Here is a 20,236-nt window from a genome sequence, read left to right on the forward strand (position 1 = left end):
TTTGGTTAAATTCTTATTTAAAAACGGCGAATTTATCTAAATTTGCCGTTTTTAAATGCTAAATTTGCAAATTTATTTTACTTTTGCGATAAGTTCGATTTCGATTAATGCGCCTTTTGGTAGCGTTTTTACAGCCACGCAAGAACGAGCCGGTTTGTGTTCGCTAAAAGTCGCGCCGTAAATTTCATTTACCACTGCAAAATCGTCCATATTTGCCAAGAAAATGGTTGTTTTGACGACATTTTTGACTTCGGTATCACAAGCAGCCAAAACGGCTTTTAAATTTGCCATAACTTGTTCGGTTTGGGCTTTTATGTCGCCATCTACGAACGAGCCGTCAGGTTTAAGGGCGATTTGCCCGGAAGTAAATAAAAATCCGTTTGCGATAATCGCTTGCGAATACGGTCCTATGGCTTGTGGAGCGCTATGTGTTGAGATAATTTGCATTATTAATCCTTTCGGTAAAAAATTCATAAATTCTAGCACAACAAGGGCATTTTAGAGCTTAAATTTGATGAAATTTATTAAATTTTATAATTTTGATATAAATTCAAATTCGCAGAATTTAGCGAATTTTGGTTTTTAAATTCGCTAAATTTTTGTTTTTAATCCCCAAATTTATTGATTTGTTTTTTTTTTTTTTTGTAAAATACCGCTTTTGAAAATTTTTTAAAAGGAATAATATGACAGAATATGCAAAATCAGTATTTTCTGACCCAAATTTATTGAGAGAAAAATTGGCGTTGTATATAAAAACGCCAAGCAAAATTGAACTTTATGCAAAAGATTGCGAAAAATTTTTTAAAGCTGGAAATGGCGAAAAGCTAGTCATAGATGGAAGTACTTTTAGCTTTTGGGGATTTTTTGGAACTATTTTCTTTTTGATTTATAGAAAAATTTATTGGTTAGTAGGGCTGATTATAGCCTTTATTATATTGAGTGTAATCGTATTTCCTGATGCGAACGATACAGTAGATAGAGTAATAAGGATAGGCATATCTGCTTTATGTGGCGCTTTTAGTAGATACTGCGTTTGTTTAAGATTTTTAAAAATTTTAGAATTGCAAGACGATGAAATGCTTGTGAAAAAGGGTGGAGTAAATTATTTTGCTTATGTTTTACTAGTTTTATTTATTGTATTTATAATTTGGGCTTTTGGCGTGTTGAAAATTTAATATTAAAAAAAATCAATGGCAAATTTAAATAACAAATGTCGACGGTTTTAAATTTATTTAATTTTATACAAAAATATTCAAGACAGAATAGGCGTAGCAAGGTGCAAATTTAGGCAATTTTAAGCGAAGTTACCTGTGTCGGTAATGAGCGTAGGAATTGCCTAAATTTGCACCTTAATCCGTCAAGTATGGGGAATTAAAACTAGGCTAGTTTCAATTGCAAATTTAGCCAAGCAAACCTGCACCTTTTAGCTTTTGACTTCTACTTTCGGCATACACTCGTCTTCCGCCCACAACATCATACTTCCAAATCGGCGCATTTGCCTTAAAATCTTCCACAAATTCGTTGATAAGTTTTAGCGCGACTTTGCGTTTCGGGCTGATGACCGCAGCCACATACGAGCTTGTATGCACTGCTACATCGCCCTTTGCGTGGGCGAATTTTACATACGCATTTTGTGATTTTGCCTTTTGCTCCCACTCGCTAAGCCATGAGCGCAAAATCGGCTCGTAAATGTCGAAACTCAAAGCTTCTATGCCGTCTTCTGCGCGAACAATGCCGACAAAAGTGATAAATGCACCACAATTTTTATCTTTTATCTCATCATACCAACGAGCCGTTATCTCATTTACATTTAAACTGCCGTCATAAAGTTCCATTTTATCGCCTTTTTGGAGTTTTAGCCGCCGCAAACAGGTGGTAAGATGCTAACGACATCGCCGTCTTTTAAATCGTGGTATAAATCAAAAATCATCTTATCATTTATCGCAACTGCTGAGATTTCAAGCCATTTTTTCAAATTTTCATCTTTTGATAAAATCTCTTTTAGCTCTTTTAAATTTGAAGCGTTAAATTCGGCACTTTCTAGCCCAATCGGTCCTAAAAATTCAACTTTTACCATACCTTATCCTTTAAATTTCGCCAAATTCTAACCAAAATTTCATAAAATTTAATATAATTAACCAAAAAATTTAAAGGTAAAATTATGAAAATAGATGAAATCAAAACTCCTGCGTATGTCTGCGAAGAAGCAAAACTTATCGCAAATTTAGGGATTTTAAAAGAAGTAGCCGATAGAAGTGGCGCAAAAATTTTATGTGCTTTGAAAGGATTTTCCTTTTCTTTTGCTATGCCATATATCGCAAAATACCTTAGCGGGGCTACTTGCAGCGGTTTGCACGAAGCCAAATTTGCCAAAGAATTTATTGGGCGAGGTGAAATTCACACATATTCTCCTGCTTTTAAAGATGATGATATGAATGAGATTTTGCAAATTTCAGATCATATAGTTTTTAACAGCCACGCTCAGTGGCAAAAATATCGCTCAAAAGCCCTTGAAAGTGGTGTAAAATGCTCACTTCGCATAAATCCGCAAACTTCGTTTTCGCCCACTGATGCTTACAATCCGTGTGGCAAATTTAGCCGTCTTGGCATAACAAAAGAGAATTTTTTAAAGGCAATAAACGCAGATAGCGAGTTTTTAAAAGGCATTTCGGGGCTTCATTTTCACGCACTTTGCGAAGAAAGTAGCGAAAGTTTGGCAAAAGTTTTGGCTAAATTTGAAGCAGATTTTGGAGAATTTATCCCGCAAATGCACCATATCAACTTCGGCGGCGGTCATCACATAACCAAAAAAGGCTACAATAGGGAGCTTTTAATAAATTTGATAAAAGAATTTCGCGCTAAATACGGCGTGGAAGTTTATTTAGAGCCGGGCGAAGCTGTGGGCTGGGAGTGCGGTTATTTGGTAGCTAGCGTGCTTGACATTGTAGAAAATGGCGAAAAAATCGCTATTTTGGATACTTCGGCAGAAGCGCACATGCCCGATACCGTGCTTATGCCGTATCGCCCTGCTGTGCGTGGCGAGAGCAAAGATGGTAAATTTGCCTATCTGCTTGGTGGAAATACCTGCTTGGCTGGCGACATTGTGGGCTTGGAAGCGGGAAATCCTATATATAGGTTTGAAAACGAGCTTAAAATCGGCGATAGAGTGATATTTGAAGACCAAATTCACTACACTATCGTCAAAAATACGACCTTTAACGGCATAAAGTTACCTGATTTGGTTTTGGTTGATGAAAGCGGAGAAATTTTGAAAATCAAAAAATTTGGCTATGACGAATTTAGTCGTAGAAATTAGAAAATTTAGATAAAATTTGCCAAATTTTGAAAAATTTTTATAAATTTGGCAAATTTTTTACAAAATTTAATGTAGCTTTAAGCAACCCTCATATATAATCACATTTCCTTTTCACGGAAACAACCTTCTCGGACTAAATCCTAGATTTTGTTTTTGTTAAAAAGCGTTTTTTAAATTAGTATTGTTAAACTATCTTTTAGTCAATCTTTGAAATCTAAACAAGTGATCGATTGAGCCAAAGGCAATTTTTATAATTGTCAAATTTAAAAGTTACAAACAATTAAGTTTTTAGATTAAAAACTTCATAAATTGAAGTTAAAAGATAAAAAGTTTCTTTTTATCTTTGATACATTTTTTATGGAGAGTTTGATCCTGGCTCAGAGTGAACGCTGGCGGCGTGCCTAATACATGCAAGTCGAACGGACAAGTAAGAGCTTGCTCTTATGAGTTAGTGGCGCACGGGTGAGTAATGTATAGTTAATCTGCCCTACACTGGAGGACAACAGTTAGAAATGACTGCTAATACTCCATACTCCTTCTTAACACAAGTTAAGTCGGGAAAGTTTTTCGGTGTAGGATGAGACTATATTGTATCAGCTAGTTGGTAAGGTAATGGCTTACCAAGGCTATGACGCATAACTGGTCTGAGAGGATGATCAGTCACACTGGAACTGAGACACGGTCCAGACTCCTACGGGAGGCAGCAGTAGGGAATATTGCTCAATGGGGGAAACCCTGAAGCAGCAACGCCGCGTGGAGGATGACACTTTTCGGAGCGTAAACTCCTTTTGTTAGGGAAGAACACTGACGGTACCTAACGAATAAGCACCGGCTAACTCCGTGCCAGCAGCCGCGGTAATACGGAGGGTGCAAGCGTTACTCGGAATCACTGGGCGTAAAGGACGCGTAGGCGGATTATCAAGTCTCTTGTGAAATCTAACGGCTTAACCGTTAAACTGCTTGGGAAACTGGTAATCTAGAGTAAGGGAGAGGTAGATGGAATTCTTGGTGTAGGGGTAAAATCCGTAGAGATCAAGAAGAATACCCATTGCGAAGGCGATCTACTGGAACTTAACTGACGCTAATGCGTGAAAGCGTGGGGAGCAAACAGGATTAGATACCCTGGTAGTCCACGCCCTAAACGATGTATACTGGTTGTTGCTATGCTAGTCATGGCAGTAATCCACCTAACGGATTAAGTATACCGCCTGGGGAGTACGGTCGCAAGATTAAAACTCAAAGGAATAGACGGGGACCCGCACAAGCGGTGGAGCATGTGGTTTAATTCGAAGATACGCGAAGAACCTTACCTAGGCTTGATATCCAACAAATCTCTTAGAGATAAGAGAGTGCTAGCTTGCTAGAATGTTGAGACAGGTGCTGCACGGCTGTCGTCAGCTCGTGTCGTGAGATGTTGGGTTAAGTCCCGCAACGAGCGCAACCCACGTATTTAGTTGCTAACGGTTCGGCCGAGCACTCTAAATAGACTGCCTTCGTAAGGAGGAGGAAGGTGTGGACGACGTCAAGTCATCATGGCCCTTATGCCTAGGGCGACACACGTGCTACAATGGCATATACAATGAGACGCAATATCGCGAGATGGAGCAAATCTATAAAATATGTCCCAGTTCGGATTGTTCTCTGCAACTCGAGAGCATGAAGCCGGAATCGCTAGTAATCGTAGATCAGCCATGCTACGGTGAATACGTTCCCGGGTCTTGTACTCACCGCCCGTCACACCATGGGAGTTGATTTCACTCGAAGCCGGAATGCTAAACTAGCTACCGTCCACAGTGGAATCAGCGACTGGGGTGAAGTCGTAACAAGGTAACCGTAGGAGAACCTGCGGTTGGATCACCTCCTTTCTAGAGTACAAATGAATATTCTCTCACAAGATATTCATCATAAACTCAATCGTCCTTGTTTAGGTTTGAGGGATTGATTTAGAAGTAGTTAAATTAGTCTTGTTGCAAAGTTATTTTTGTTTTAGACAAGGAAGTTTTGAGAAAATCAAGGAGCATACTTGATTGTATGTGACGCAGATTTTTAAAAAACTGACATAGTATAAAGCAAAAAGAACGAGCAAATGGGCCTATAGCTCAGCTGGTTAGAGTGCACCCCTGATAAGGGTGAGGTCACAAGTTCAAGTCTTGTTAGGCCCACCATAAAGTTTAATTTGAGCGCTAAATTTTAGCTTTCAAATTAGGCTTTATGCCTATGTTCCTTAACTTACCATTGTTAAAAGTCACAATCAAGTTTTAATAAAAACGATTTTACAGGATCTTGTTAAAGCTTTAAATTTAGACACTAATGCAAATTTAGTAAATTTGTTATCCCAAATTTAAATGATTGAGATTTAAATTTTCAAATTTAAATCATAAAGTTTAAATTTTACATTTACTAAATCAAGTTTAACGGCACAAACAATTAGAGTTAAAACTTATCTAGTTGTTGTTAATGCTTTCCGTCTTGGGTGTTTTAAATTTAAATATTGTAAAAGCAATTTATAAAATTTTATGATTTAGCAAATTTGATATTAAATTTAACAAATCAAATTTAAAAGCTTCAAATTTAACTAAATTTAAATTTATAAATTAAATCTTTTATCTTTAACAAGGAAGTAATGCAAATTAGAATATTAACATAGTCTAATACTTCATTTTATTATGAAGTAAAAAAAGGTAAGCTACTAAGAGCAAACGGTGGATGCCTTGGCTAGTAGAGGCGATGAAGGACGTGCCAGGCTGCGATAAGTCTCGGGGAGCCGTCAAGGGGCTTTGATCCGGGAATTTCCGAATGGGGCAACCCAGTTAATAGTAATATTAACTACCTACGGGAGCGAACGAGGGGAATTGAAACATCTTAGTACCCTCAGGAAAAGAAATCAAAAGAGATTACGCTAGTAGCGGCGAGCGAAAGCGTAAGAGGGCAAACCACTAGCTTGCTAGTGGGGTTGTAGGACTGCATAAAAGACTAAAAGCAGATAGCAGAATAAACTGGAAAGTTTAATCATAGAGGGTGATAATCCCGTATGCGAAATCTCCTTTTTACTTAGCAGTATCCTGAGTAGGGCGGGACACGCGAAATCCTGTCTGAAGCCGGGTAGACCACTATCCAACCCTAAATACTACTACTAGACCGATAGTGCACAAGTACCGTGAGGGAAAGGTGAAAAGAACTGAGGTGATCAGAGTGAAATAGAACCTGAAACCGTTTGCTTACAATCATTCAGAGCCCTATGATTTATCAGGGTGATGGACTGCCTTTTGCATAATGAGCCTGCGAGTTGTGGTATCTGGCAAGGTTAAGGAAACCCGGAGCCGTAGCGAAAGCGAGTCTTAATAGGGCGCTAAGTCAGATGCTGCAGACCCGAAACGATGTGATCTATCCATGAGCAGGTTGAAACCGGTGTAAGAACCGGTGGAGGACCGAACCGACGGCTGTTGAAAAAGCTCCGGATGACTTGTGGATAGGGGTGAAAGGCCAATCAAACATCGTGATAGCTGGTTCTCTCCGAAATATATCGAGGTATAGCGTTGTGTCGTAATTATAAGGGGTAGAGCACTGAATGGGCTAGGGCATACACCAATGTACCAAACCCTATCAAACTCCGAATACTTATAATGTAATCACAGCAGTCAGGCGGCGAGTGATAAAATCCGTCGTCAAGAGGGGAACAACCCAGATTAACAGCTAAGGTCCCTAAATCTTATTTAAGTGGAAAACGATGTGGAGTTACTGAAACAACCAGGAGGTTGGCTTAGAAGCAGCCATCCTTTAAAGATAGCGTAATAGCTCACTGGTCTAGTGATTCTGCGCGGAAAATATAACGGGGCTAAAATAAGTACCGAAGCTTTAAATTTACACTTTTGTGTAAGTGGTAGGAGAGCGTTCTATTCAGCGTCGAAGCCATACCGGCAAGGAGTGGTGGAGCGGATAGAAGTGAGCATGCAGGCATGAGTAGCGATAAAATATGTGAGAATCATATTCGCCGTAAACCCAAGGTTTCCTACGCGATGCTCGTCATCGTAGGGTTAGTCGGGTCCTAAGCAAAGTCCGAAAGGGGTATGCGATGGAAAATCGGTTAATATTCCGATACCAATATTAGTGTGCGATGGAAGGACGCTTAAAGTTAGGGGAGCCAGCTGATGGAAGTGCTGGTCTAAGTGTGTAGGTTGAGTTATAGGCAAATCCGTAACTCTTTATCCGAGACATTAAAGGCTCTTGACGCTCTTCGGAGTAGATGGAGAATCCTTGATACTATCGAGCCAAGAAAAGTTTCTAAGTTTAGCTAATATTGCCCGTACCGTAAACCGACACAGGTGGGTGGGATGAGTATTCTAAGGCGCGTGGAAGAACTCTCTTTAAGGAACTCTGCAAAATAGCACCGTATCTTCGGTATAAGGTGTGCCTAACTTTGTGAAAGATTTACTCCGTAAGCAAAGAAGGTTACAACAAAGAGTCCCTCCCGACTGTTTACCATAAACACAGCACTCTGCTAACAAGCAATTGGATGTATAGGGTGTGACGCCTGCCCGGTGCTCGAAGGTTAATTGATGATGTCAGCTCACGCGAAGCATCTGATCGAAGCCCGAGTAAACGGCGGCCGTAACTATAACGGTCCTAAGGTAGCGAAATTCCTTGTCGGTTAAATACCGACCTGCATGAATGGCGTAACGAGATGGGAGCTGTCTCAAAGAGGGATCCAGTGAAATTGTAGTGGAGGTGAAAATTCCTCCTACCCGCGGCAAGACGGAAAGACCCCGTGGACCTTTACTATAGCTTGACACTGCTACTTGGATAAAGATGCGCAGGATAGGTGGGAGGCTTTGATCCATAGACTCCGGTTTATGGTGAGCCATTGTTGAGATACCACTCTTCTTTATTTGGGTAGCTAACTAGCCTGAGTATATCCTCAGGTAGGACAATGTCTGGTGGGTAGTTTGACTGGGGCGGTCGCCTCCCAAAATGTAACGGAGGCTTACAAAGGTTGGCTCAAAGCGGTTGGAAATCGCTTGTAGAGTATAAAGGCATAAGCCAGCTTAACTGCGAGACACACAAGTCAAGCAGAGACGAAAGTCGGTCTTAGTGATCCGGTGGTTCTGTGTGGAAGGGCCATCGCTCAAAGGATAAAAGGTACCCCGGGGATAACAGGCTGATCTCCCCCAAGAGCTCACATCGACGGGGAGGTTTGGCACCTCGATGTCGGCTCATCGCATCCTGGGGCTGGAGCAGGTCCCAAGGGTATGGCTGTTCGCCATTTAAAGCGGTACGCGAGCTGGGTTCAGAACGTCGTGAGACAGTTCGGTCCCTATCTGCCGTGGGCGTAAGAAGATTGAGGAGAGTTGACTCTAGTACGAGAGGACCGAGTCGAACGAACCACTGGTGTATCGGTTGTTCTGCCAAGAGCATCGCCGAGTAGCTAAGTTCGGATGTGATAAGAGCTGAAAGCATCTAAGCTCGAAGCCAACTCCAAGATGAATCTTCTTTTAAGAGCTCAGAAAGACTATCTGTTTGATAGGCCGGATGTGTAAGTGATGAAAGTCATTTAGCTGACCGGTACTAATAGCTCGTTTGCTTATCTTTTTAAGCATTACTTCCTTGTTAAAGGTATTAGAAATCCTTTAACAATATGGTAAAAGATTTTATTAAGCTTGATGACTTTTGCAGTGTTAAAAAAGCAAACTTATAAAGTTTCCTTTTTTAACACTGTCCGTGACTATACAGATGAGGAAACGCCTTGCTCCATACCGAACCAAGAAGCTAAGCTCATCATGGCTGATGATACTATCCCTTACTGGGACGGGGAAAGTAGGTCGTTGCGGACTTTGTTGTTATTTATTCTATTCTTTTTTTAAGCTTCTTATCTTTTTTTAAAATCTGAGATTATTTGGGTTTTTGGTGTTGAAATTTTGGGTTAGGGTTGTTTTATCCAAATTTAATTTGTGTTTTTGTAATATAAATTTTTGCAAATCGATAAATAAGTGGGTAAATTTAATATGTTAATTGCGGAAGTAAATGGAAAAAGAGTTCATGCTACAAAAGGAGCAAAAGGAATATGTCCTTGTTGCAAAGCAGAAGTAATTGCTAAATGCGGAGAAGTGAAAATGGCCCATTGGTCTCATAAATCTAAGAAAAACTGCGATTCTTGGCATGAAGTAGAGACCGATTGGCATCGTATGTGGAAAAATTATTTTTCGGAAAATTGGCAAGAAATTATTAAATATGACCAAGAGACTGGCGAAAAACATATTGCCGATGTTTGCACGGAAAATGGATTTACATTAGAATTTCAGCACTCACCAATCAAGCCAGAAGAAAGGCTGTCTCGCGAACAATTTTATAAAAATATGAATTGGGTTGTTGATGGCACAAAGCTTAAAAATGATTATAAAAGATTTGAGAAAGGGATTGCGAAAAATGCAAGAACTATTTCTCAAATTAGATATATTGAACAAGAAGCAGGTGTTCAATATGGTTATAATTCTAGTGGTCAAGAGATTTTTCCTGTACAAGTTGGTAATCTTTTAGAAATTTCTTTTGCAGACGAATTATTACCTAAAAATTGGCTAAATAGCAGTGTTCCGGTTGTTTTTGATTTTAAGGGATTAAATGAAATTAATGAGCCCAATGATTTAAGACAATCTGTTTTTTGCTTATTGCCTTTGAAAGATATTTTTCATAGATATTTAATTCAAATTCCAATTCAGTATTTTATTGAAACTGCCAAAAGTGGTTTGTGGGCAAATTTGGTTAATAATTGCGTAAATGAATTGCAGAAATTAATACAATACCGAAAACAAAGACAAAATATACAATCTCACAAAATGTATTATCGCAATGTTCCATTTGTTAGCTTTAAGCGTCGCCGTCCTAAATTAAAATCTCGCAAACCACCTAGACGATTTTAATTAGATAAATATAAATTTCATCGATTTCAATACCAAAATATAACTCATAATCTATAAAATTTTTACAAATTTAACTAAATTTCTTTCAAATTTACCAAATTTTAAGCCATTTAAAGTTACGATTTAATTCTTAACTTTTCTTTAAAGGAGCAAAAATGAAGTTTTCTAAAATTCTAGTTCTAGTTACGGCGGTGGCGAGTTTTGCGTTTGCGCAGATAAACCTTAACACAGCTACAAAAAAAGAACTTATGATGCTACCAGGTATTGGTGCAGGGAAAGCAGAAGCCATCATAGAATATAGAAAATCAAATAAATTTGAAAGAATTGAAGATATAAAAAATATAAAAGGTATCGGAAATAAAAGATTTGAAATGCTAAAAGATGATTTGAGCGTTAGCGGCGAAACCGATACGACAAATTTAAAATCAGCTATCGAAAAAGAAAAAGCAAAAGCAGAAAGAAAGGCAAAAGCAAAAGCCAAAAAAACAGAAAAAAATGTCAAAAAGGCAAAAGATGAAGTAAAAGAAATGACAAAAGAAGCAAAAGATAGTACCAAAAAGGCTAAAACCCAAACAAAAGAAAAAGTTAAAACAGTAAAAGAAAAATCAGAAAAAACTGCAAATAAAGCAAAAGACGAAGTAAAAGAAAGCACTAAAAAAGCAAAAAAAGACTAATTTTTATCAATGAAATTTATAAATCTTGGCAAATTCAGACTTTAAATTTGCCAAGATTGCATTAGAATTTTTATTACGATAGTGTGAAAAATGTCTTATAAATCAAACTAAATGCGAAAAATACTAAAATCAAAGCCGAAATGTAGGCTAGCCACATCGCAACTCTGTGGCTAACAAATTTGCGATTTTTATAAATCACAAGCGGAAATAGGCTAATCCACGAAAAAATTCCAAGAATAAGCCCAGCCAAAACTACGCCAAAGCTACCGCCGATTTTGGCAGTCGTAGCCGAAACACTTAACCAAAACATTATAACATAAGGGTTTAGCAAATTTAGCAAAAGCCCTTTTAGATAAATCGAAGCGTGAGAGCCGATTTCGTAGGTATTTACGCTTTTTGTTTTGATTTCATTTTTTGCACTTTTGAAAATACCCCACGCCATATAAAGCAAAAAACATGCCCCAAAAATGGCTAAAATTTTAAAAATGCTAGGCGAATTTAGCAGTTTTGCTACACCAAAAGCTGATAAAAGCAGAAAAAATGCGTCAGCACTCATCGCGCCAAGCCCCAAACAAAGTGCTTTTGTATAGCTTTTTAAAGCATAAGACATAATCAAAACATTGATAGGACCTATCGGCACACTAACGCCAAGACCTAGTAAAATTCCTTGTAAAAAAGCTTGCATAAAGCTCCCTAAAATTGCAAAATTAAAGCGTGATTATATAATTTTTTAACTTAAATTTATAGTGGATATTTTTTTGAATTTTTACTAGTTTAAATTTTTTAAATTTCAACGGACAAATTTTGACACTATTTTTAAAATTATTCCCTAAATTTGGGCTTAAATTTAAATAAATCAAATTTAGCCAAATTTCAGCAAATTCCCAAAACAGCGCACTTTTTTAATTTAAATTTCGACAATCCAAATTTTTTAAAATCCAAACGGACAATTTCTGACATTTTTATTCAGTAAAATTTTGCCAAGAAAATTAGAAAAATAAATTTCTTTTTAAGGAGTGCAAAATGGCATCAGGTGTAGTAGATAGTAGAGTTTTTAGAGTTATGTTCGTCAGCGAAGAGATGAGAAAGATTTTCAGCGACGAAAACAAAGCGCAAAAATGGCTAGATACCGAAGCTGCTCTTGCAAGAGCGCAAGCAAAACTAGGCATTATCGAGCCAAGACGCGCCGAGCAAATCACAAAATTTGCCAAAGCCGAGCTTTTAGATTTAGACGCGATAGGTGAAAACTACAAAAGCTCTATCACAATCGTTCCTTTGCTAAAAGAATTTAAAAAGGTCTTTGATGATGATAGTGGCGAATTTGTGCATTGGGGTGCGACAAGCCAAGATATTATGGATAATGGTATGGTTTTGCAAATCAAAGAAGCCTTACCGCTTATCAAAAAACTTTTAGAAAAAACCTACAAAGAAGCATTAAGAATTTCAGCCGAGCACAAAAACACCGTTATGGCTGGACGCACACATGTAATACACGCTTTGCCTATTACATTTGGTTTTAAAACTGCAATGTGGGCGCAAGAAATTCGCAGAAGCCTTGATAGATTAAAAGAGATTACTCCAAGAGTTTTAGTTGGTCAATTAAGCGGAGCGGTTGGCACTATGGCGAGCCAAGAGGGCAAAGGCTTAGAAATGCAAAAACTTATGATGGAGGATTTGGGCTTAAATATCCCTGTGATTTCATGGCACCCAAGCAGAGATCACATGGCTGAGTATGTATCTACGCTAGCGATAATCGCAGGAACAATCGGACGCATCGCAAGAGAAATTTTAAGTCTTCAAAGAACCGAAATTTGCGAGGTTGAAGAGCCGTTTTTCATGGGAAAAGTAGGAAGCTCTACTATGCCACATAAACGAAATCCGCAAGTTTGCGAAGGCGTAATCGCTCTAACTAAAATTGTCCGCGCACAAGCACCTTTAATGGTAGAGGCTATGGAGTGCGAAAACGAGCGCGACTGGGGTTGCGAGGCGGTCGAGTGGGACGCAATTCCAAAAAGCTCTATTTTAATCGCAGGTGCGCTTGAAAAAATCAACGATATTTTAGAAAATTTACTTGTTTATCCACAAAATATGAAAAGAAATCTCAACGCACTAAAAGGCGCAATGCTAAGCGAAGCCGTAATGCTACACCTAGGCGAAAAGCTTGGTCGTTTAACTGCGCACGAAATCGTTTATGAAGTTTGTATGAAAGCCTTCACAGACGGCAAACCAGTAATCGACGATCTTTTAGAGCGCGAAGAGGTTAGTAAATATTTCACAAGAGCAGATTTAGAAGAAATCATGCAACCTGAAAAATATGTCGGATTGAGTGCTACTTTTGTAGATAGAGTTATCGAAGATAGTAAAAAATACTTCGGATAAATTTAAAAGGATAAGCTATGAATAAGCTTACAAAAGGAATTCTAGTCATTGTTGTCGGAATACTTATATGGTTTTGTCCGCACCCTGAGGCTGTGAGTGATCAAGCATGGCATCTTTTTGCCATAGTTTTTGCCACAATTTTAGGTCTTATTCTCCAACCGCTTCCAATAGGAGCGGTTGCGTTTATCGGCGTTACGGTTACGATTTTAACCAAAACAATGAAACCAGCAGAAGCATTAGCTGGTTTTGGGAATTCGACTATTTGGTTGATCGTAAGCGCATATATGATAGCGCGCGGATTTATCAAAACAGGGCTTGGTAGGCGCATTGCTTATAAAATCATCTCGCTTTTGGGAGATAGCACCTTAAAGCTAGGTTACTCCATCGTCATAAGCGATGCGGTTATCAGCCCTGCTATGCCAAGTAGTGGTGCTAGGGCTGGTGGAATTTTATTTCCTATCGTAAATTCGTTAGCTAAGGCGTTAGGTTCTGAGCCTGATGAGGGAAGCAGAAAAAAGGCAGGAGCATATTTTATGCAAACGCTTTGGCAAGGAAACACCATTACAAATGGTATGTTTCTAACCTCTATGGCAGGAAACCCGCTGATTGCAAGCTTAGCGTTAAGCTCATTTGGTGTGGAGATTAGCTGGACATTGTGGGCGCTTGGTGCGATAGTTCCTGCAATTTGTTCGCTTATAATAATCCCCTTTGTGCTTTATAAAATTTATCCGCCTGAGATAAAGGCGTTTCCACAAGGCAAAGAAATCGCAAAAGCCGAACTTGCAAAAATCGGACCTATGCAAAAAAGTGAAAAATGTATGCTAGGCGTTTTTATCGGCTCATTGCTTTTATGGGCAACCGGAAGCTTAACAGGCATAAATGCGACCAATGTCGGTATGATAGCGGTTTGTGTTATGGTTGCTCTAAAAATTTTAGAGTGGAACGATGTAATCGGCGAAAAAGGCGCATGGGATACGCTAATGTGGATGGGTGCGCTAATCGCACTTGCAGGCGGTTTAAATAAACTTGGCTTTATCAAGTGGTTTTCAGACACCGTAGCAGGCGGTATGGGCGATATAAACTGGATTTTGATAATGGGAATTTTGCTTTTAATCTATGTTTATTCGCACTATTTATTTGCTAGTTTAACAGCGCACATTACTGCGATGTATGCGGCTTTTGGTGCAGTTGCTATCGCAGCGGGAGCTCCTAGCGTTTTCGTAGCGCTCGTGTTTGCTTATGCAAGCAATCTCATGATGCCAATCACCCACTACGGCGGTGCTCCTGGACCGATAATCTTTGGTGCAGGTTACAACACCCAAAACGAGTGGTGGAGACTAGGCTTTATCACAACGCTGATAAATCTGTTTATTTGGACGGTAATAGGCGGAATTTGGTGGAAAGTTCTAGGTTTATGGTAAAATAAAAGAGCGGATTTTTCCGCTCTTTTTAATTTTTAAATTTGGATTTTTCATGGCAAATAAAAAAGTTTTTGAAATTTTGGAATTGCTTAAAGATTTCGTTAGCGGAAAAGAGATAATCATCGAGGATTATGCCCTACAAACAGGCATTTCAACCCGCACAGCCAGAAGATATGTAAAAGATCTGCGAGAGATTTTTGGCGAAGAATTTATCGCAAAACTCGCCAAAGGAAGCTATATCTGCAAAAATACAGAATTTTTCAAAACCTTTATCAGTCCCAACAAATACCAAAACGAAAGCGAAAAACTCATCGATTTGCTCCATATCATAAATCCCGGATTTAGTAAATTTTTGCCTTCTGCGCACAAAAAAGTCGATGAGAAACTCGAAAAAGAGCTAAGCGAAATTTTTTTAATAAAAGGCTCACCGCACGAAAAAACGCCAAATTTAGATATTTTTGCCAAACTTCAACAAGCGATTAAATTTAAAAAATATACAAATTTAAAATACGATAATGAAATTTTAAAAAATGTAAAAATTTTAAAGCTTATTTATTCAAAGGGAAATTGGTCTGTCGCAACGCTCAGGGATTGCGATAAAAACAGCGGTTTCGAGGTTTTAAGAGTAAATTTTATAGATGAGATTAGGTTGCTTAAAAACACTTTTTATACCGACAAATACACAGAAAATTTTATACAAAATTTAGAAACATTTTTCGACGGATACAGAGCCGAGCCCTTTGTGGTGCGAGTGGCTATCTCGCCAAAAGTGGTTAAATTTTTCGAGAAAAAGACATTTTTCGCTTCGCAAAAAATCACCGATGAAATTTTAGAAAATTTATGGCGAGTGGTCGAATTTACCATAAGTAGCGATGATATGCTAATGCCACTAGCAAGGCGTTGGTTTCCTGATTTTGTAATACTTTCGCCGAAATCAACAAGGGATAAATTTGATAAATTAATTATGGATTATCTAAAATTTGGGAAAAATTTAGGCAAATTTTTAAATTAAAAAATGAATGAAATTCACCTTGAATTTATATAAATTTTTACTAAATTTGGTAAAATATCCCTTTATTTAATTTTTTTTAATCAAATTTAGATAAAATTATTCCTAATTTTTAATGTAAGCGAGAAAAATGAACTATTTTTTAGGCATAGATGTCGGTTCTACGACCGTAAAAACCGTATTACTTAACGAAGATTGCGAGATTATACACAAAAGCTATGATCGTCATTTTGCAAAGCCCAAATTTGCCGTAGCACAAACGCTTTCATTTTTAAAAGATAAATTTGCAAATTCGCAGTTTCGCGTGGCTATTACAGGCTCAGCTGGACTTGGCATTTCAAAAAGCTGTAATATCGACTTCGTTCAAGAGGTTTTTGCCACTTCGCTTGGCGTAAAAAAGGCATTTCCAAAAACCGATGTCGTTATCGAGCTTGGCGGAGAAGACGCTAAGATTTTATTTCTTACAGGCGGTGTAGAAGAGCGTATGAACGGCAGCTGCGCCGGCGGGACGGGTGCTTTTATCGACCAAATGGCAAATTTGCTAAATATTAGCCTTGCGATGCTCGATAAATTAAGCTTTGGTTATGAAAAAATTTATCCTATCGCTTCAAGGTGTGGTGTGTTTGCCAAAAGCGATATTCAGCCACTTCTCAATCAAGGCGCTAGAAAAGAAGATATAAGTGCGAGTATCTTTAATGCAGTCGTCGAGCAGACTATTTCAGGACTTGCGCAAGGCAGAGAAGTCAAAGGAAATGTCCTATTTTTGGGCGGTCCGTTATATTTTATGCAAGGGCTTAGAAATAGTTTTAAAAAAGCCCTAAATTTAGATGAATCAAATTCTGTTTTTCCTGAGTTAGCTCCTTATTTTGTGGCTTACGGAAGTGCGCTTTATGCCAAAGATAGTGCAAAAGTGCAAAATTTAGAAGATATTTTAAATTTACTCGAACACGAACCGCACAAAGAAGTGATAAACGCAGAACCACCACTTTTTAAAGACGAGAGCGAATACAGCGAGTTTTTAAATCGCCACGCAATGGCAAGTGCGCCTAAAATGGACATTTTATCATATAGCGGAAAAGCGTATTTGGGCGTGGATTGTGGCTCAACCACAATCAAAATCGCTCTAATCGGCGAAAATAACGAACTTTTGTATAAATTTTATTCATCAAACAAAGGCGATCCGATTGCGATTTTGCTCCCTGAGCTTAAAAAAATTTACTCTATGTGCGAAAACCGCATTAAAATCGCAGGTAGCGGCGTAACTGGATATGGCGAAGAGCTAATAAAGGCTGCGTTTAAATTTGATTATGGCATTGTTGAGACGATCGCACATTATAGCGCGGCAAAGCATTTTAACAGGGATGTTGATTTTATCATCGACATCGGCGGACAAGATATAAAATGTTTTTCTATTAAAAACGGAAGTATCGATTCTATCGTGCTAAATGAAGCGTGTAGTTCTGGCTGTGGCTCGTTTTTGCAATCATTTGCAAATTCACTCGGATATGAGATTGGCGAATTTGCCAAAATGGCGTTGTTTGCGAAAAATCCGTCTAAATTAGGCAGTCGTTGCACCGTATTTATGAACTCATCAGTCAAACAAGCCCAAAGAGACGGCGCAGAAGTCGAAGATATAAGCGCTGGTTTGGCAATTAGCGTTATTAAAAATGCCATTTATAAGGTAATTCGTGCTAGAAGCGCCGACGAGCTGGGAGAGCATATCGTGGTTCAAGGCGGGACATTTTTAAATGATGCCGTTTTAAGGGCGTTTGAAAGAGAGCTTGGCAAAAATGTCATTAGGCTTGATATTAGCGAGATTATGGGTGCTTATGGTGCGGCACTTTTTGCCAAAAACAACGCGATTGCCACTTCAAATTTAATATCAATAGACGAACTTAATAATTTTAGCCATGAGAGCGAATTTGGCTCTTGCAAACTTTGCACAAATAAATGTGCTTTGACAATCAATATTTTTAGCGACGGAAGCAGATTTGTAGTAGGAAACAAATGCGAACGGGGTGCCGGAAAAGAGATCAAAAATGATTTGCCAAATTTGTTTGAGTTTAAAAATGAGCTTTTGAAACGCTACAAAAAAGCACCAAAAACAGGGCAATTAAAAGTAGGAATCCCGTTTGTCCTAAATATGTATGAAATGCTGCCGTTTTGGGCGAAATTCTTTGAAAATTTAGGCATTAGCGTGGTGCTTTCAAATCGTCCTAGAAAAGAGACGCTATTTTTATCAAGCCAAAGCATACCGTCAGATACTGTGTGTTATCCCGCTAAAATCACGCACGGACATATTTATGACCTGCTTAAAAAAGAAGTTGATTTTATTTTTTATCCGTGCATGAGCTACAATATCGACGAAAAAATCAGCGAAAACTGCTACAACTGCCCTGTGGTGGCGTATTACCCAGAACTCATCAAAGCAAATGTAGGAGCACTTAAAGATACCAAATTTATCTATCCGCATATTGATATAAATGATTTAGAATTTATGTCAAATTCGCTAAAAAATGAATTTGAAAAATTTGGCTTTAAATTTAGCCTAGAAGCTATCAAAAACGCCGTATATCACGGACAAAAAGAGTTAAATAGATACAAAAAAGCTATCCTTGCAAAAGGCGAAGAAACCTTGAAATTCGTCATAGAAAATAATCAAAATGCCGTTATTTTGGCGTCTCGCCCGTATCATATAGATAAATTTGTAAATCACGGAATCGATAAATATCTAAATTCTATCGGATTTGTCGTGCTTAGCGAAGATTGTTTGCCGCTTGAACATGTCCAAACCAAAAGCCTAAATCAATGGACTTATCACGCTAGAATGTATAATGCGGCAAATTTTGTAGCTAAATTTGACAATCTCGAACTTGTTCAGCTTGTTAGCTTTGGGTGCGGAATCGACGCCATTACAAGTGATGAGATTAGAGATTTACTAGCCAAAAAAGGCAAAATTTACACCCAGCTAAAAATCGATGAAGTTACAAATCTGGGAGCTGTAAAAATTCGCCTAAGAAGCTTGAAAGCCGCCATTTTTGAAAGAGCAAAATCAGCAAAAAAAGGAAAATAATTGTTTGCCAAATTTACAAAAGATATGAAAGAAACCCATACTATTTTAATTCCCACGATGATAGATCCGCATTTTCGCTTTATGCAAGGCGTTTTAGCAGCTGATGGATACAAAAGCGTTTTGCTCTCAGAAAATCGCCAAAATATCGTAGAAGAGGGCTTAAAAAGCGTTCATAATGATATGTGTTATCCGGCGCTTCTTGTCATCGGGCAGTTTATCGATGCGCTTAAAAGTGGTGAATTTGATACGCACAAAGTCGCTTTGCTAATATCGCAAACGGGCGGCGGTTGTAGGGCTAGTAACTATATAAATTTACTTCGCAAAGCCCTTGAAGACAGCGGTTTTGAATATGTGCCTGTGATTTCGCTAAATTTTAGCTCACTTGATGAAAATGAATTTGTGCTATCAAAAAAAGCCTTGCTTAGGCTTTTTGGAGCCATTTTTTACGGCGATTTGCTAATGTGCCTTTATAATCAATGCAAACCTTATGAAAAAAAGCCAGATTTTACCGATGAAATTTTTGAGCTTTGCGTAAATCATATTTGCGATTTGGTGGCTAAAAAAAGCTTTTTTAGGTTGCGAAAAAACTTTAAATTTATACTTTCAAATTTCGCTAAAATCGACAGAAGCGACGAAAAAAAGGTAAAAGTCGGCATTGTGGGTGAAATTTATCTAAAATACTCGCCAATTGGCAATAACGGATTAAATTCATACTTAATCAAAGAAAACGCAGAGCCCGTAAATACGGGGCTTATGGATTTTGTGCTAACTTGCATTTATGACGCCATTTATGACAAAGAGCTTTACGGCAAGGGCGGAGTGGCGTATTATGCGTCATTTGCAGTGGCAAAAATAATCGAATTTATCCAAGCAAGGTTAATTTCGCTTATCAAAAGCTACGGATTTCGCGCTCCAACGCCGTTTAAAGCTGTGCGAAAGGCAGCTGATGGTTATATCAGCCACGGCGTGAAAATGGGCGAAGGGTGGTTGCTAACTGCTGAAATGGTCGAATTTGTAAGTCACGGCATAGAAAATGTCGTCTGTGCTCAGCCTTTTGGGTGTTTGCCAAATCATATCATAGCTCGTGGCATGGTGCGAAAAATCAAAGAAAATTTTCCGGACGCAAACATAGCAGCGATAGACTATGACCCGGGTGCAAGTGCGGTAAATCAAGAAAACCGCATAAAATTAATGCTTGCAAACGCTCAAATTTAAATTTGACATAGAATTTAGCCTAGCTTTCACGCCGAATTTGCAACGATAGACGAAATAAGTCTTATCTTATGCAAATTCGGCGTGAAATCGTCGGCATTTGGTCTTCAAATTTGGTAATGAATTTTTTAAATTTACTACGCCAACTCTGTCTTGAATTTTTTTAAATCATTAGGCGAATTTTCAAATTTTATTATTTATTAAATTCCAAAAATTTATCAGCCTATCAGATAAAATTGTA

The 20,236-nt window shown here is 38.3% G+C and carries 13 protein-coding genes, 1 tRNA gene and 3 rRNA genes; 13 read left to right on the forward strand and 4 right to left on the reverse strand.

Annotation, left to right across the window (positions count from 1 at the left end; all coding sequences use genetic code 11):
* Positions 1-72 precede the first annotated feature (72 nt).
* Positions 73-447 (reverse strand): RidA family protein, encoded by a 375-nt coding sequence (locus PF028_RS00585; protein ID WP_270860726.1) that lies wholly within the window; start codon positions 445-447, stop codon positions 73-75.
* Between the two features lie 236 nt (positions 448-683).
* Between PF028_RS00585 and PF028_RS00590 the strand changes: the two genes are divergently transcribed.
* Complete coding sequence (locus PF028_RS00590; RefSeq protein ID WP_270860727.1) at positions 684-1,175, forward strand: DUF2628 domain-containing protein; 492 nt, start codon at positions 684-686, stop codon at positions 1,173-1,175.
* Positions 1,176-1,400: 225 nt separating this feature from the next.
* On the opposite strand, the gene PF028_RS00595 is transcribed toward PF028_RS00590, so the two are convergent.
* On the reverse strand, positions 1,401-1,835 hold the full coding sequence (locus PF028_RS00595) for a molybdopterin synthase catalytic subunit (RefSeq protein ID WP_270860728.1): 435 nt from the start codon (positions 1,833-1,835) through the stop codon (positions 1,401-1,403).
* A 20-nt stretch (positions 1,836-1,855) separates the two neighbouring features.
* On the reverse strand, positions 1,856-2,077 hold the full coding sequence (locus PF028_RS00600) for a MoaD/ThiS family protein (RefSeq protein WP_270860729.1): 222 nt from the start codon (positions 2,075-2,077) through the stop codon (positions 1,856-1,858).
* Positions 2,078-2,161: 84 nt separating this feature from the next.
* Here PF028_RS00600 and nspC point away from each other — a divergent pair, with 84 nt between their 5' ends.
* From nspC to PF028_RS07745, 7 genes are all read left to right on the forward strand, one after another.
* Entirely contained in the window at positions 2,162-3,316 is a 1,155-nt protein-coding gene (gene nspC / locus PF028_RS00605) for a carboxynorspermidine decarboxylase (protein ID WP_270860730.1), read from the forward strand.
* A 354-nt stretch (positions 3,317-3,670) separates the two neighbouring features.
* Positions 3,671-5,181 (forward strand): 16S ribosomal RNA (locus PF028_RS00610).
* A 223-nt stretch (positions 5,182-5,404) separates the two neighbouring features.
* A tRNA-Ile gene (locus tag PF028_RS00615) sits at positions 5,405-5,481 on the forward strand.
* A 514-nt stretch (positions 5,482-5,995) separates the two neighbouring features.
* Positions 5,996-8,902: ribosomal RNA gene (locus tag PF028_RS00620) — 23S ribosomal RNA — on the forward strand.
* A 125-nt stretch (positions 8,903-9,027) separates the two neighbouring features.
* A 5S ribosomal RNA gene (rrf, locus tag PF028_RS00625) occupies positions 9,028-9,144 on the forward strand.
* The 16S, 23S and 5S rRNA genes sit together here with 1 tRNA gene alongside, the layout of an rRNA operon.
* Positions 9,145-9,300: 156 nt before the next feature.
* A complete protein-coding gene (locus PF028_RS00630) occupies positions 9,301-10,227 on the forward strand; it encodes a competence protein CoiA (protein WP_270860738.1) in 927 nt (308 codons plus the stop codon).
* Positions 10,228-10,382: 155 nt separating this feature from the next.
* Positions 10,383-10,901, forward strand: a complete 519-nt coding sequence (locus PF028_RS07745; protein ID WP_443101123.1) for a ComEA family DNA-binding protein — start codon at positions 10,383-10,385, stop codon at positions 10,899-10,901.
* A 73-nt stretch (positions 10,902-10,974) separates the two neighbouring features.
* Here the strand turns inward: PF028_RS07745 and PF028_RS00640 are convergent, their stop codons facing one another.
* Positions 10,975-11,586: a LysE family translocator gene (locus PF028_RS00640; protein ID WP_270860739.1), complete on the reverse strand. Its 612-nt coding sequence runs from the start codon at positions 11,584-11,586 to the stop codon at positions 10,975-10,977.
* A gap of 338 nt (positions 11,587-11,924) precedes the next feature.
* Between PF028_RS00640 and purB the strand changes: the two genes are divergently transcribed.
* The 5 genes from purB (at position 11,925) to PF028_RS00665 (ending at position 19,998) form a co-directional block, all read left to right on the forward strand.
* Positions 11,925-13,280 carry an adenylosuccinate lyase gene (gene purB / locus PF028_RS00645; RefSeq protein WP_270860740.1) on the forward strand — a complete coding sequence of 452 codons (1,356 nt, stop codon included), beginning with the start codon at positions 11,925-11,927 and terminating at the stop codon, positions 13,278-13,280.
* 17 nt (positions 13,281-13,297) lie between these two features.
* A complete protein-coding gene (locus tag PF028_RS00650) occupies positions 13,298-14,701 on the forward strand; it encodes an anion permease (protein ID WP_270860741.1) in 1,404 nt (467 codons plus the stop codon).
* A gap of 52 nt (positions 14,702-14,753) precedes the next feature.
* Entirely contained in the window at positions 14,754-15,713 is a 960-nt protein-coding gene (locus PF028_RS00655; RefSeq protein WP_270860742.1) for a helix-turn-helix transcriptional regulator, read from the forward strand.
* A 127-nt stretch (positions 15,714-15,840) separates the two neighbouring features.
* Positions 15,841-18,783 (forward strand): acyl-CoA dehydratase activase, encoded by a 2,943-nt coding sequence (locus PF028_RS00660; protein ID WP_270860743.1) that lies wholly within the window; start codon positions 15,841-15,843, stop codon positions 18,781-18,783.
* Complete coding sequence (locus tag PF028_RS00665; RefSeq protein ID WP_270860744.1) at positions 18,784-19,998, forward strand: 2-hydroxyacyl-CoA dehydratase; 1,215 nt, start codon at positions 18,784-18,786, stop codon at positions 19,996-19,998.
* The last annotated feature ends 238 nt before the right edge of the window (positions 19,999-20,236 follow it).

It is taken from the genome of Campylobacter sp. CN_NE2 (assembly GCF_027797465.1).
Classification (GTDB): Bacteria; Campylobacterota; Campylobacteria; order Campylobacterales; family Campylobacteraceae; genus Campylobacter_B.

Excerpts from the sequence above, each read along its gene's own strand:
- PF028_RS00585 (WP_270860726.1), bottom strand. The coding sequence starts at position 447 with ATGCAAATTATCTCAACACATAGCGCTCCACAAGCCATAGGACCGTAT.
- PF028_RS00650 (WP_270860741.1), top strand. The coding sequence starts at position 13,298 with ATGAATAAGCTTACAAAAGGAATTCTAGTCATTGTTGTCGGAATACTT.
- PF028_RS00655 (WP_270860742.1), top strand. The coding sequence starts at position 14,754 with ATGGCAAATAAAAAAGTTTTTGAAATTTTGGAATTGCTTAAAGATTTC.
- PF028_RS00640 (WP_270860739.1), bottom strand. The coding sequence starts at position 11,586 with ATGCAAGCTTTTTTACAAGGAATTTTACTAGGTCTTGGCGTTAGTGTG.
- PF028_RS00600 (WP_270860729.1), bottom strand. The coding sequence starts at position 2,077 with ATGGTAAAAGTTGAATTTTTAGGACCGATTGGGCTAGAAAGTGCCGAA.
- PF028_RS07745 (WP_443101123.1), top strand. The coding sequence starts at position 10,383 with ATGAAGTTTTCTAAAATTCTAGTTCTAGTTACGGCGGTGGCGAGTTTT.
- PF028_RS00660 (WP_270860743.1), top strand. The coding sequence starts at position 15,841 with ATGAACTATTTTTTAGGCATAGATGTCGGTTCTACGACCGTAAAAACC.
- PF028_RS00595 (WP_270860728.1), bottom strand. The coding sequence starts at position 1,835 with ATGGAACTTTATGACGGCAGTTTAAATGTAAATGAGATAACGGCTCGT.
- purB (WP_270860740.1), top strand. The coding sequence starts at position 11,925 with ATGGCATCAGGTGTAGTAGATAGTAGAGTTTTTAGAGTTATGTTCGTC.
- nspC (WP_270860730.1), top strand. The coding sequence starts at position 2,162 with ATGAAAATAGATGAAATCAAAACTCCTGCGTATGTCTGCGAAGAAGCA.
- PF028_RS00590 (WP_270860727.1), top strand. The coding sequence starts at position 684 with ATGACAGAATATGCAAAATCAGTATTTTCTGACCCAAATTTATTGAGA.